Source organism: Nocardia amamiensis (assembly GCF_015477605.1).
GTDB classification, from domain to species: domain Bacteria; phylum Actinomycetota; class Actinomycetes; order Mycobacteriales; family Mycobacteriaceae; genus Nocardia; species Nocardia amamiensis_A.
Map to the genome: position 1 here is coordinate 188,015 of NZ_JADLQX010000009.1, position 15,764 is coordinate 203,778.

1 protein-coding gene (cut by both window edges) is annotated in these 15,764 nt (G+C 65.7%); it reads left to right on the top strand.

The whole window is internal to a LuxR C-terminal-related transcriptional regulator gene (locus IU459_RS14660) on the top strand: the coding sequence, 51,030 nt in all, runs 21,404 nt past the left edge and 13,862 nt past the right edge, and what appears here is coding positions 21,405-37,168 — codons 7,135 (partial) to 12,390 (partial); the first codon wholly inside the window starts at position 2. The start codon and the stop codon both lie outside this window.

A 15,764-nucleotide genomic window follows, 5' to 3' on the forward strand; every position in this document is an offset into this window, starting at 1 on the left:
TTCCGGTCATCTCGCTCGCGGCATCGTCGCCTTCATCGACCGCACGGAGTGGGACGACAATCTCAACCCGTTTCGGCATGTTGTGAACGTTGTCAATGACCACGGCCTCATTCGCTACCTGGACGGGGGAACGGGCCGCGACGTGACGACCACGATGCGCGAACGCGGCACTCGACTGACGCTGCCCTGGCATCAGCGTGCTCGCGGTGACGAGCCCTCGATCGAGATGGCTTTCATGCGAACCGACGGGCGATACACAGGATTTCAGCGCGGCGCGCCCGGCATCATGCCGCCAAATTCGCCTGCGAGCCCGGACACCACACTGACAGCCGCTGTCCCGGCCGGGCAGTCGACGCCGGAAAATGGACGGCACCACCCCGTCGCCATCAACCTCGACAACGATCCCGACGCGCCGGAAACGCCGGACACCACCCCCGCACCCGACGCACTGCAGGTTCACCACGCGGAATCCCGTGACACCGACCAGTTGCGGGCACTTCGCGTTGCGGTCGCTGCGAGACTGGATGGCACAGCGGACGTTTCGCACGATCCCGTGCTGAATCGCGCACTCGCCCTGATCGATGAGTTGTCGGCCGCGCGGCGCGAGCCGGATGCGCAGATCCCGGCGGATCGGCTGCGGTTGCTCGAGCAGTTCGCACACCAGGTATCGACGTGGTTGGCATGCGCGGACGAAGCCGCCGAGGCGACCGCCGCCTACGAGCGGGGCCTGCAAGAAGGGACCTCGGCCGTCCTGCAGTCCCGGCACGCCGCCGCGGAGGCCCGGCTGGGTGTAGCTCTCGCCGCCGTCGCGGAGGTCTGGGAGCAAACCCGCCGGACGCACGCCGACACACCCATACTGACCCGGCCCACGGACCACCTCCGGCCCGGGGAGACGGAGCGGCTGCGCGAGGTGGCCGAAAGGATCTTTGCGGAGATGATGGCTGCGGCGGCAGCGGTCGATGCGGAAAGTACCACCGACCAAGAACAGCTTGCCGAGGCCACGCGGCGCTATGGCGCGCTGCGGGATATGTCGCAATGGCTGGAGGAGCTGGAGGAACTGCTGGCCTTCGCGGGGCAGTGGGATACAGCACGGATAGGCCGGGAGCGCCTCGCGTTCCTGATCGATCATTTCCGCGCGATCTCAGAGCTGTTGGCGGCGGCGGAGATTCGCGACAATGCCGCCGCTGCCCTTGTTGGGGCGACCGATCGAGAACGACGACTCGCGCAAGCCGCCGAGGACTACGGCATGGCCGACCATGCGGTCCGCAACATCGCGGAGATGCTGGGCGAGCCGCAGAATCACGCGACGGCCACTCCTCCGGCGGCGCAACCCGGCGCACCCGTCGTCTGGCCCGGTGCGGACGGACAACCCGACTACATCGCACAAACCCAGCCCCGGCAGCACGATCTCACCGAGCCCGCGGCATCCGATCCCGGCGGGTCAGCGTCGCGCGATCGGGCCGCAGCGGACCGCGCAGCGCAGCCCGGATCGGAACACCCCCGGGGGCACCATGTCGAGGAACCCCGCGACTCCGATGAAACCGCACCGCGGCGCTATGTCGAAGAGAACCTGACGGTGGAAGATCTGGGTTCCGTTGCGGCAGCGAGCGATCAGGGTCGGCACGCGATCAACGAGGATGCCTTCGCCCTGATCAGAATGAATGTCGGTGGCGAAGTGGCCACCGCACTCATCGTGAACGACGGTCGCTCCAGGCCGAAGGGCGGTCACCGCGCCTCTGCGGCCGCCAAAGCAGCCGCTCACGAATTCGTGGTGGCGGCGCTGCGGCAGGCCGACCGAGACGGCCGGATCGATCCAGTGGCCGTAGTCGAGGGTGCCGTGGCCGCCGCCCAGGAGGCGGTACTCGCCTTGCCCCCGGAGTCTCCCACAGACAAGCCGCCCGCCACCACGATCGTGGTCGCGTTGATGGAGTCGGGACGGCTCACCGTCGACTGGGTAGGCGACAGCCGGGCGTACTGGATTCCACTGGACGGCGGCCCTCCGATACAGCTGACCAGGGACGACTCGAAGGTCCAGGACGTTCTGGATGTCTTAGACGACACCACTCGTGAAGAAGCCGAACACTCGCCGATCGGCGGCCCGGGTCTCACCCACAGCCTGGGCCGGTCTCTGAACGGGCTGAAGCCGCGCGAGAAGGCCCGAAATGTACGCGGCGAAGGTGTCGTCCTGGTGCTGACGGACGGCGTGTGGGAACCGATCAGCCCGGACGACCCCGAACCCATCGCAGACATCGTCCGGCGGTTGCTCGCCCAGACCCCGGGCGATCTCGGCGCCGTCACGCGCGCACTGGTACGGGCAGGCATCGAAGCGGGCACAGCCGACGACGTAACCGCCGCAGCGGGGTTCCTGTCGGCCGCGAACATCGACACCCCCGCGAATACGGCGACGGACCACGACGGGCCCGCGAGCGCACCCCGGAGACCGGACACCGTCGCCATCGATCTCGACGGCCCCGACGAACCTCCGCCCGTCACACCCCAACGGTCGCGCGCCGCTGGACTGGCGGAGCAATCAGCGCAGGGCACCGCGACGCCCGGCGCCACCCCGTGGGCTCGACCCGCACAGAGCGAGACACCGCCGGGAACCGCAGCGCTCAATGTGAGCGTTTCACGGCCCGGTCCTCTCCTGCATCGAGTCCAGGAGGCGGAGCTGGCCCGGTACCTCTACGGTCAGCCCGAGGTCAAGGCTGCGGTGGTGGCGGTGCTGGACCGACTGGAGACGGTGATCAGGGGCCTGTTCGAGGACGTGCTCGAGGATCTGCCCGCGGCGGTCAGGGACGAGCGGATCCGAGCAGTCTTCGACGCGTCCGCGAAACCTCGGTGGGGCGGTATGGTGCTGCCGTCGGTGCCGATGGACGAACTGAAGCGCGACGGAAACCTGCGCGAACTGTTGTCGGCCATGCTCAACGCAATGATCCGCAACGCCGAGCTGGGGGAAGCAAGCGCGGGGCTGACGTTGGACCAGGGCATCGCCCGGTACATGAATCAGACGGAGGCGTGGCGACGGAGCAAAGCGGGCGAGCTGGGGCTGGACTTCGACGCACTGGAGGCGGTTCGCGCGGCCGTTCTCGAGGACAAGCAGCCCGGAGAACCGGTCACCTGGAAAGACCTCGCCTCGGTCAAGTACGTGCGGAGGCACGGCGACGCCGCCGATCGGGCGTTCGCGGAGTACGAGCGACGAAAGCTGGCATTCCCCGAACGAAATTCCGACGTGCCACGTCTCACTCCCACTTCCCGGGATGCCGCCGCGCTGGGCATGCCGCTATCGCTGCGCGAATTCGCCGCGCTGCCGGAGCGGAGAGTGCTGCGGATCAGCAAACTCGAACTCGAGGACGGCGTGGCGATCCCACGTCTCGCGGACGGCCGCGTCGATACCTCCCGGTTGGAAGCCCAGCTGAGAGAACACGACAACTCTGTCGCCTATGTCGCGCCCACCTACCTGCTCGACCCACGCGGACATCGAATCGTCGATGAGAAAGGTTGCCGCATCGCATCGATCCGCGTCTATCACGATGAGGGCACAGTCGGTCCCGAGGAGGCCTTCGCCCTCGACCACTCCGAACGGGTCATCCAGCTCCCGTGGCGACCGGGATACATCTACGTCGCCCCCGACGAGAACAACGACGACATCCGCAGGCTGGCCGAGCAGGAAATCCCGTCGAACGCCGGCATTTCCGGCACCGCCACCCGGATGCTCGCCCGCTTCGACTGGCTGCGCCCGCCGGGCGTCTCCCGGCACGATTTCATTGCGGCGTTGATCGCTTTCATGCTTCCCCACCAGCACACGGTGTACGAGATCGTGCGGGGCTTGGAGATGGCGGGCGTGCGGTTGGGCGACGACTCGGAGTCGATGTACCGCACGATCATCGAACAGTTCGGCCCCAGGCGGCTGCCCGACCGCCCTCCGCATGCCGAGCCTAGTGATAGAAACCGGCAGCCGGCACGGACACCGTGGCACCCATCCGAATCTCCGTCCACTGCTCGGCCCGGTCCGGCCGCATCGGAGCCTCGAACAGACGGCTCTACACCTTGGAAGGACAGAGCGTCCCTCGCCGAGACCGCGCGGAACACAGGCAGCACTCCGAAAGAGGTCGTGAAAATAACGCCGTGGGCGGTGCAGAAGCAAGCCACGTCGATCGACGCCAAATTCGGCATCGAGGGGCGCAACGAGCTGGATCCAGCAATCCGAGCCCGCCACGCCGGCAGCACTGCCGCGGCCGCCCCGCGCAATCCGGCCGGGCCGACCGAGACCACCGATCAGACACCGCAGACCGACAAATCAGCGCGCCCCGAAACGGACGTGTCAGCCCGCACAGGCGCGGGTGCGCGGGCTGGTCGTGGCCGGGATCTGCTTCCTCAGTTGGACTATCGGATGGCAAAGTCCGAGATCGTCGATCCGCCGAGGAGCGAGGACGATCCGATTGAAGATCCGGCCATGCTGCACATCGCGCGAGCGCAGGGATTCGACTCTCTGCCAATGCATGCCACGCCCGAGGAAATCGATGCCCTTGTTGCTGCAGGTGATCACGAGTTGTTCCGCGGCGTCCGCGACCCACGTTATGCCGTAGAGCTCAGGTCGGGTCGATATCTCACGGGTATCCCCGGAAGTTCGTCCTTCGGCATCGGAATCTATGCGAGCACCGACAGCGAAATCGCGCTCGGCTATTCCGACGACCGATCCGGCGGTGTCATCCGGATGGCGCTGCCGCGGAGTGCACGAACGATCGACTTCTCCCGGCTGCAAGAGGAGATGGATGCGGAAATTTCTGCCCTCGACGAGGAAGAGCAGACGCTGGCCGCACGCGAACAGAGTTCCGAAGTGCGTGCCCGCCGCGGGGACCTCGCCATAAAGCGTGAAATCCTGTCGGACGCAGGCCGATACGCCGCCGTCCGCGGCTACGACGCCTACTACGTACGCGAGGAAGGCGCCGCCGACGTCTGGGTCATTCTGAACCGGTCGGCAGTGGTCGTCGCAGCAGAGCCAACAGCGCAATCCGCGACCCCGGATGCGAAGCCGGCCCCATCCGGCAATCGCGTCGACCCCGTCGCGATCGACCTCGACGATCCGGACGAGCCAGCGGGCAACGAGCCCGCTGAGGGGCCCGCCACACCACAGCAACCGACCGATCCGCCCGCCGAGAAGTCGTTGTCGACGCGAGAGCTGCTCGTAGTCAACAAACCGTTCGCACATTTGCTGCTGGGCAGATGGTATCTCCCGGCGGAGGTCGGCAACATTTTCGGCACCAGCCTCGCAACGACTGCCGCGCCCTACGCGCTGATGAACGCGGGCCAATCACCGGCGGCAGCCGCCATAGCCGCCGCCGCGGGGTGGCTCGCGAAGGGCGCCGAGCCACTGGCCGGCCGCACCGCCGACCGTTCCGATCGGCGAAAAATAATGCTCCGGGCCCAAGCGATCGGCGCGGTGGCTGCCGCCGCCACCACCGGTTTGATCCTTTTCGATGCGCCGAATCTCGCCCTTACGGTGGCCGCGGCATCACTGGTCGAGGGTACTGCGGCGACCTACTATTTCCGCGCATTTCAAGCAGTGAACGGGGACCTTCTAGTCACCGATGCGCAGAAGCAAACAGGCAACGACCTGAGGAACGTCACCGGATCCACGGCATCTGTCACCGGACAGGCCCTGGGTCCCGGCCTGGCCGGCATCGCGCCCGCGGCGCCATTCGGCCTGAACACCCTTTCCTATCTGACGAATTGGGTGAACATAAAGAACTTGTCGTTGCCGCCCCAGACCTTCAGCGCGCCGCAGTCCCTGTTCCGTGATATTGCCGCCGGTGCACGGACACTGTGGGACGACAAGTTCCTCCGTGACTACACCGCAATCTCCGCGATAAATAATGCCGCGTTTGCAATGATGGGCTTCCGCACCGCCACCGTAGTGGAAGCCTCCGACCTGGGTTGGGCCGCAGGCGCCGTGGTCGCGGCGCCTGCCATAGGTGGGATAATGAGCGGCGTTCTTTCGAAGGTGACTCGTAACGTAAAGACCACCACCTTTTACCCGCTTGCACTGGCCAATATGGCGGGGGGCTTTGCGCTCCAGGCCGCGACCACCGACCCCGCAATGATCGCGGCTGCGACATTCGTGGACTCGATGGTGATGTGGACCATGCTCGCCCGGGCCGGCACACACGAGCAAAAGGTCATCCCCTCGGAAATGCGAGGTCGAGTAGGAGGTGTGAAGGGCGGGATCTTGAATGTCCCCGCCGGTGCCGGCCTGTTCGTGGCCAGCGCCCTCATCGGCGGCGCCGCGGCGAACGCGCACAGCGGCGATACGGTTGCCGCGCTGGCGGCGACCATCAGCGCAATCACCGCGGCCGGGTACGGCGTTGTCCTCTTCGTCAGACAAGGCCGCGTCTTCTACCGGATCGTCAGCAAAGGCGGCCGTGGGTGGTTCGGACGACGCGAGCGCCCCGCCGGGACCGAGACCGCAATCGGGCCGACGCAGATCCCGGCAACAGCGAGCGTTGGCTCGCCTACGCAGGCAACTCCGGATACACCCACCCCCGCACCGGAGGTCATCGGCAACTGCGCCATCCATATGAGCCGCGTCCACCGGGCACTGGGTGACGACACCACGCCGAAACCCGTCGACAGCGACCCGCGATGGAAGGCCGAAGACAATTGGCGCATCACCGAGGAGACCCTCGGCGCCCAACTCCGCCCGATGAAGACCAGGGGGCTCGACCCCATTGCCATAGCCGTCGAAAAAATCCGCGACAAACGCAACAAAATCGACAGTGCCGCTGTCACCGTTGCCGGACACATCCACTACATCGTCGACGTCGAAGGCCAAATCCTCATCTTCGACACCCTCATCGACACCGCCACCACCCCGGATGCGAGCACCGCATCAGAAGCGAAACGCGCCCGGAAACAACGTGACCTCCACGTCCGCAACTACGAGGGTGACGAAAACGGTGAAAACAAATGGGAACCCTCGTACGACACATTCGAAGAGGCCTTCGCCGCCTACTTCAAGAGCACCAAGACGGGCACGCCCACCCCCGCCCGCCGCCAACTGCCCGAGTTCCTGCACCGCAAACACCCGGTCCAGCTCCTGGGCCGGTCCGCCGACATGCCACCGGAACAATTCCGCCGGTTGCTCGAACAGCACGTCGCAGACGGTCGACCCGATCTGGCAGCAGACTTGGTCCGTAACCGCCTCGGCGACACGGTTTTTCACAGGGCAACCAGGACAATAGGCGAACGCAGCGCTGCAGCGATCCTCCCCGAAGTCTGTGCGGCCGCCGTCGCCCGTCTCCCGCAACTGGGCAACCATGGAGTCGACGAATGGATCGTCGATGTCGTCGCCAGGAACGTCGTGGCGCAACACGCTGCCACCGCCGATTTCTGGCGTAGGATCCGGCGATTCCTGGCCCGCGGTGCCGACCTCACCGCTCCGCTGGCCGAGGTACTGGCCGAGGCAACCACCACACAGGTGCGAAACCACCTGAGCGCTCTCACCACCAACGATCGCAGGCATCTGCACCGCTTCCAACCGATACCGAGCCGAGCACGCGGCATTCAGCCCACCCAGCCGGATGATCCTGCCGATGAATCTCCTGCACTGTGGGCTGCGGCTCGCGAACTGGCCGTGGCGCTCGCCGCCGAGGGTGGCGTCAGCGCGCGAATACCGCTGTCGCCGGAGCCGAACAGTAAACCGGTGACCAGCGCTGCCACCACGACGACGGCCGAGCAGCTCGCCGAACCGGTACTCGGCCGGGACGAACTGCCCGAGCACACCGCCACGGAAGCACCCGCACGTGGTGACCGGAACATCGTCTCTGCCGAGGTGGCCCGCCTGTTCGCGGCGGGTCGGACGGTCGGCGAGATCGGGGTCGCCCTCGGTATGAGCAAGCGCGCCGTAAACGGTCGGCTCCGGCGCCTGTGGGACGAACAAGGATTGCCGGCCACTCGCGAGGCCACCACGGCGGAGATTGTCGAAGCCCTGCGCCGCAGCACAATTGCCGACGAGCTGCCGTCTGTGATCCGTGTGACGCTGGCCGATAACCCGGAATTGTTGCGGGACGGCATCGATCGGCTCGCATCCAGACAGCGGCAGCTGCTGGTGCTCCGCTTCTGCCTGGCGCACACCACCGAACAGGCGGCATGGGCGACCAACCGCGCCGCCGATTCGGTCCGGAAGCTGGAGCGAGCCATCTTCCTCCGCCTCGCTCGCTTCCTGAGCGAAGAGGAAACCGCAATGCCGCCGAGCGCGAGGGGGACAACGCAATCCGATGCATCGGATGCGAAGCCGGCCCCATCCGGCAATCGCATCGACCCCGTCGCGATAGACCTCGGCGACAGCGAGGACGTCGGCGGGGACGCAGTATCGCGGTTGAGCCCGGCGGAGGTCGGTGTCTGGCTGCGCGACGAACTGCGCGGACTGACGGGCAACCCCGACGTCGAGGTCCACGAATTCGACCGGCCCGATCTCGACCCGGAGACTATCCGTGAGATCGCCCGGGCTTTGGTGGACATGGCCACGCAGCACCCGCAGGTCGATATCGGCAGCATCGACATCGACGAGCTCTCGTCGAAGGTGGGCGCGAGGACGATGTCGAAGACCGATCCCATCACCGGTGCCGTCACAACCGAATGGATGACGTTCAACGCCGGCTTGGCCACGAATCCGGACGAACTCCATCGGTGGATGCAGGACCGAATCGCCTCCGGGAAGGCCCATCCCAGCATGGCCGACCGTCCTGCGTATGCGATCGTCGTGCACGAGTTCGGTCACATGCTCGACTACGCGGGACGGCGGGAGGCTCGATACCGTGCCGAGGAGATGCTGTTCGATCATTACAAGGCAAATCGCCTGGGCGAGAATACTTACGCGGCGTTCACGGCCTGGCTGCACCGCTACCTGACCGTATACAGCTTCGACAAGAACGGCTATTTCAACCCGACCGAGGCGTTGGCCGAGGCCTTCGTCGATGTCGTGCTCAACGGCCGCGACAGTGTCAACGAGCCGGTGCGGCTGATTTACGACCTGCTGGTGGACTCCGTCGCTGCACCCCGGACAACGGCCGACAGCGACGAGGTGGACCACTCACCGGCCCCCGAGCCCGAGCAGGAAGTTACGCAGGTCATCAGCCAGATGCGCGACCTGGAGAGTGCATTCGGGCAACTGGCCGACAGCGCCGGAATGATCGACCCGACCGTGCTGCTTCGTATCCGTGCGGAATTGGACGCCCTCATGGACGACCGGCTGGCAGCCCGCCCGGATGCCGCGCTCCGGCACGACCAGACGATTGCCACGCTGCGGGATTTGACCTCTCGCTCGGACCTCACCGAGAGCGATGTCCGAACACTCGCCGAGATCGTCCCGATGAAACGCAGCCGAATGTCAGGGTTGTTGCGCGGGGCGAATGATCGCTACGTCCAAGCGCTGCGTGCGGCGGCCCGTTCGCTGCTCGCGGATCTCGACGCCGATCGGCCCTCGCGCGTGGCCGTGGACGTGGCTGTCAGCGAATTCTTCCACGGCCTCCGCGCCGAGGTCGACGATGTGGTGGGAAAGTTCTACTCCGGCCGGAACTCCGAGTGGACGGTCCAGCGCTTGCTCGACAACAGCCGTTCGATGCTGTCCGCTGCCGAGGCCGCTCGGCGGGCCATCACCGACGCGTGGCGCCGCATCCCCGAGGATCGGCTGCTGCCGCTGTTGTCGGAACTCGCCCGAGGCGGGCTTGGCCGAGATGACGTCATCGCTGCCGTCATCGCCAGACTCCCTGCGCCGCTGGGTGTGTCGGGCAGCGTCCGGGAATCACTGCGCCGAGCCGAGAATGCGGTGTTGCGCAGCTACACCGAAGCCGCGGTGCGCGGGTACGTGTTCGGGGAGCAAGACGCGCGGACCATCACGGCCTTCGAAGAGGCCACCGCGAGGGTGCGCGCTGCGGTGGGTCTGTCAGAGACCGATCGGGACCTGTCCGCCGAGGTGCGCGACGCCGTGGTCCGGGCCCTCTCGCTGAACGGTTTCCCCGCCTCCGACACCGCACAACCGTCGACGCACACAGGAACGACCCCGGGCAACAGCGCCGACCCCGTCGCGATCGACCTCGGCGACGGCGACGAGCACGAACCCACAACACCGATCGACGACGCCGAGTCGCCTGACCCGTCGGCCGAGGGACCTCGCGCGAGCCGGACGGCAACCGAGATCGTGGCCGCCTTGGAGCACGCCGACTGGCTGCCGATCGAGGTCAGGGACGCTGTACGTGATAACCGGCGAGCGTTGGCCCGGCGTGTCGACAGACTCCCGGATCTACAGCGAGAATGCCTGCGCCAGAAGCTCATCGAGGGGCACACGACCGCTGCGGTGGCCAGCCTTCTGGGCAAGAGCCGCGGGGCCGTCGCCATGGCCCAGCGCCGCGCCATGGCGAGCTTGTCCGAGCTGCTGCCCCCCGGTTCTCGAACTTGGCTGCAGGCTCCGCAGAAGACGGCGCAGATTCAGGCGGCCGAGCAGGACAAGACCCCCGACGCGACCGCGCCGCCCGTGATTTCCGAAGAAGACGCCGCGCTCGACGCCGAAATACGTGAGCTGGAGCGTGCGCTCGGCATCGAGACCGATGCCGAGCGGACACTCGAGCTCACGTTGTATATGGAGGACAAATTCCGGAATGTAGCCATCGCGGCGGGTGTGGATCGGCCCGAGTTGCTCTTCGGACGTAATGAGTGGCTGAGCTGGCTGGAAGCTCGCCACTACGCCAAACAGCATCTCGGCGACGAGCTGAGCGTGGAGTTCATTCTGAAATTGCATGAGCTGCTCGGGCAGCGGATGGACCCGGAGTCGGCAGGGAGGTTCGGTTTTTCGAAAAACAGGAACTGGGGCTCGTTGCAGTGGCCCGCATCCGAATACGAGCGTGCGGCAATCGGTGCCAACCGTCTTCTCACCTATGTGCCTGGGCCGTTCGAATCCGGCCCGTACGGTGTCGTGTTCTATCCGGCAGAGGAGGGTAAGCCGGGAGCACGCCGGGCTCGAGTCCTGGATGCGCCGTTGACCGAGGCGGAGATCGCGGCCATCAATGACGATCCATTGCTCGGATACCTGCCCGCATTCGAGACCCAAGAATACGGGGTCGTCCTGTACCCGAATTTCGGCAGCCCGGACGGGACGGCCGCGGACGTGGCAGCGATGTGCGAGTGGTTCAACGCCGCAGTGAGTAATCCCGACAAGGATCCCTACGAAGTAGCCGCAGACCTGGAGCTGTGGAGCATTTCCGGGCATCACGGGAAGGGCGACTATCACGGCCGGCTGTCCAGGATCCTGCTGAATTGGGCGCTCGAAAAGCAAGGGAAGCCCGCCAGCGCCATTCCGGAGTTCGACGAAGATCTCCTCACCATGCGGGACGACTGGGTGGACACGGTCAAGGCGGGAAGCCTGCGGTACCGACTGCTCGTAGCCCAGGTCGACCAATCCGCGGGTACAGCGGATCCGGTGTCACTGCTCGGTCTCGTCGGTGCGCAAGAGCGCTACCGCCGCATGGGTGGAAGGCCCGCGCCGTTCGTGCCGGGAGAACAGCACGATGCCCTCGCCTGCAAGCGACTGCTGGCCACGCTGCTGTCGGACGCGCCGCTCCCCGAATCCGACGAGCAGGTACTGGCAATCGTCGACCGATCGCTGCGCGACGGGCCGAATGGGGGCGGGGCCACAGCGCCCCAGCCGGATAGCACCCCGCACGAGCCCGCAAAGCCGACATCATCCGGCAACCACATCGACCCCGTCGCCATCGACCTCGGCGACGAAGACTCCGAGGCTCTAGATCCCACTTCACAGCAGCGCGCCCGAACGACACCGGACCACTCCCGAAACTCGCCAGGCCTGCCCGCAGCCGGCGAGTCCGCGGAGCGACTCTTGAGGGTACTGGACGATATTGGTGATCCAGGGTACGGATGCATCGACGGCTACGGGCCTGTCGGGTTGTACGGAGCGGCCGCGATTGCATTGAGGCATGTCGATGATCGCGGTATTTCGCGTTTCTTCCTGGTGGAGCGAGGCGGAGGCTTCGGACCCGGCAAGTGGGTTTGGCAACTTCCCGGTGGAGCGAAAGGTTCGAAAGAGACACCAGTCAATACCGTGGCACGCAAGCTGGTCGAGGAAGCAGCTACCACACAGGACGACCTCGACCAGTTGACATTGAATGGCCAACGCGTATTCCGGCACCCCGGCCATGATTGGACCCACATAATATATACCGCGGATCTACCGAATCAACTGACGCCAGCAGCCCCGATAAGGGGAGGGACCGTCGCGGAAACCAGGAAAGTCGGGTGGTTCACCGTCGAGGAGATGCTCCGCCTGGACCTGGACAGTATGTTGCGCGGAAGCATTCCCGACATCATGGCGGCCTTTCCGGAACCCGGGTCGACATCTACCGAGCAGTCACAGTTCACACAATCGGCCGAGTTCATCTCCTTCAATGTCGATTCGGGTGCGCCCGAAATGACGCTCGACGGTTTCTACCCGAACGCCCCGTCGAACACTTCACCGTCGGCAATGGCTCGAACGGCCACGCATGCCGAGGAGGTGAATGTTCTCACTCATCACGATTTCAATCAAATCTATTTCTACACTGTCGCCGGTCATGAGACGAACGACCTGATTCGCAGCGCCGACGATCCGGACAACCCCTATGAAGGATTGGAGTCCATAGTAGGCGATCTCAACAGCGCACTTTCCAAGTTGCCGAATTACGAGGCACCGGTTGTATGCCTCATGATCCTGCCGCAAAACGTCGTCGACGAATGGATTACCAAAGGAAAGATAGTTGTCACCGGATTCCTCGCAGCCTCTCGCGACATATCCAGAGTGCCGGCCTACATAGCCAGAGCAGCCAACGTCGAGATCTGGATCGACAGCCGAACCGGTAAAGATGTCTCGAGATTCGGCAGGATGCCGACCGAAATGGAGACAGTATTTCGAGCGGGAACCGTATTCCCGATCACGGCCAGCTACTACAACCCCATTTCGAAACGCATCGTGCTCGAGACGACGGAGATTCCCTGGTCCGGTGAAACTCCCGACTCGGGCGATGCCCCATCGCGCTCCGGAAGGAAATCGGACAACCGCATCGACCCCGTAGCCATCGACCTCGACCCCCACGAACCGGACGCATCCGACAACGCCGAGACCGCCGGTCCGGCTGACACATCCCGCGAGGGCGGCGCCGCTCGCTCCCTCGAGCCGCCACAGCACGAACCCCCACCCGAGTCGGCCGGCGCGGTCGTCGTCCATGGTGTAGATGAATTCGACGAGCTTGCCGATCTGGAGCCGGGACGGCCTGACGGCGAGATGTCCGGCGTCGTCTTCGCGGTCGGTGCGGACACCACCGTATCGACGACACTCGCCGTGCAGGCGGGCACCGACCACCGTCCCCGGACTTCGCTGTCCCTGCACACGGTCGAAACACCCGCATGGCACGACGAGGTGGAGCAAACCCTGGACCTGCCTTACCTCCAGGTGCGAGTCGGGGACGTGACGGCGGAATGCCGGATCAGATACGTCGTCCACGACGACGGGTTCATCGACGCCTATGTCATGTACAACCATCCGGCCCTGTCCGGCAATGCCTTTCGTCTGATCCGCGCGACGATCGATGCCGCTCTCCTCGAGCGCAGCTCCGGTGCCGCGGTGTTGATCAACGAGAGCTTCGAGGGGGATGCCGAGACGCCCCCGCGTTCTGCCACGCGGATGACGTCGCCGCGGGCATACTGGCGGCCGACTGGCAGGGGCTGGCAAGCCGACATGCATATCGGCCAACCCCGATTCTCGGCGGCCGCTCGGATGCGGAGCACCGAGCCCACGGTGGACTGGTTGGTCGACCGATTGAGCGAATTCGGATGGGGAACCGCCGCAGACATATCACGTGTGGCAGTCGCGCTCGGCACGGTAGTTGCTGAGCCGCTGCAGCACAGCCGCGCGGAGATACAGATCGCCGTAACAGTCACCGGACCGGCCCATCCGGTGCGGGTGGAAGTCACCGACGACGCCGTCGCGAACCATGATCTGACGGAATCGATCGACGTCGACGACAGCGGCACATACTCTGTCGACGCTACGGCGCAACGCGTCACATGGTTCGAGGTTCGAATCGCACCCCCCGATACCCCCCCTGCCGTCGCACCCCGCGACCAGCACATCGGACGCGCAGACCCCGCCGCCATCGACCTCGACCCCGACGGGGATATAGGGCAAAGGTCGGCAACTGGTGAGGCCGATGACATCCAGGACGCGATCCGCCGGCTCGAACGGGCACTCGGCATACGCACCGACGCCGAGCGCGCACTCGAGCTCGGCCTGTTCATGGAGGACACCTACCGGGAGATCGCTCTCGTCGCGGGCCAGGAACGCCCGGAGGATATCTTCGACGGCCCTGAAGGATGGGCGAGCTGGCTCGATGCCAGGCGTTACATCGAAAAGTGCCTCGAGGAGGATGCCGACCAGGATCTGACCGTTGATTTTCTGCTGGAGATCCACCGCAGGCTTACTGTTCGGCATCATCCCGAGATGGTCGGCAAGTTCCGGGTGGACCCTGGCGGCTTCGGTTGGCTGAGGTCACCGCTGACCGCGGACGAGATCACCGCAGTCGAGCAGAACCCCCAGCTGACCTACGTGCCCGGACCATTCAGCCCCGGTCCGTATGGAGTCGTCCTCGAGCCCCTGCACCCCGGCCGACCCGGAGCGACGACGGTACGCCGGTTGGAGGTGGCACCGACCGAGGAAGAGTTGGCAGCCATTGCGGCCGATCCGCTGCGCGCGTTCCGGGGCCCGGAAGAGCAGACAGTCGAGCACGGAGCGCTCCTCTACCCGGCGTTCGGCGGTGCAGAAGGCACGCGCGCCGCGCTGGAGCAGGTGTGCCGCTGGTACAACGCGGCCATCCGAGAGCCGGGCGCCGATCCTTACCTGATCTGCGCGGAGCTGCAACAGCGATTGGTCACCATTCACCCGTGGGCCAAAGACTTCAACGGCCGCTTCTCCCGAATGGTGGCATTCGTATGGGGCCTGAAAAAGGCCGGTCTGCCTCCCAGCGCCGTGCCCGGCTTGTTTGACGACGACCTGTTCACCACGGCGCCCGAGTGGGCCGATACCGTCCGGGCCGGAAGCCGCCGATACGCCGACTGGACGGCCGAAGTCGAACGACTGGGCCCCGCGGTGGATCCGGTGCGACTGCTCGGCCTCGAACAGATGCGGGAGCAGTACCGACGCATGGATGGCATAGCGACACCGTTCCCGTCCGGACAAAGGCACGACGGTGATATCGCGATGCGAGTGCACGACGCACTGCGTTCGGGGACCTGGGACCGCGCTGCCGTCCCGGACATTTCGCAAGAGCGATGGGCAGCCAGGAAACCCATAACGCCCCAGTCGGCACCAGACGAGACAACGCCGTCACCCGCATGGGTTGCGGACGAAACTCTCGCCGCAACGCCGGAGGCGGGATGGGCAGCCCGCAAACCCGCGCCCGCACCTACCGCACGGGAGCGAATCGGGTTGCCCGACAACGCCGACCCCATGCCCTCAGCGGCAGACCGGAACGTCGATGTCGAACTGAACCTCGCAATCCTCGCCCGCCACCACGACCACTTCCCGGTCGAATACAGCACCGACCCGGGAGTCGTCTACATCCCCGACCCCGGGAGCTCACCAACCGAAGTCTTCACCACCGGCATCCTCCCGAAGGGAGAAGGCCCACTCACCGCCTACCGCGACCTCGACCACGCCCGCCGCTGGT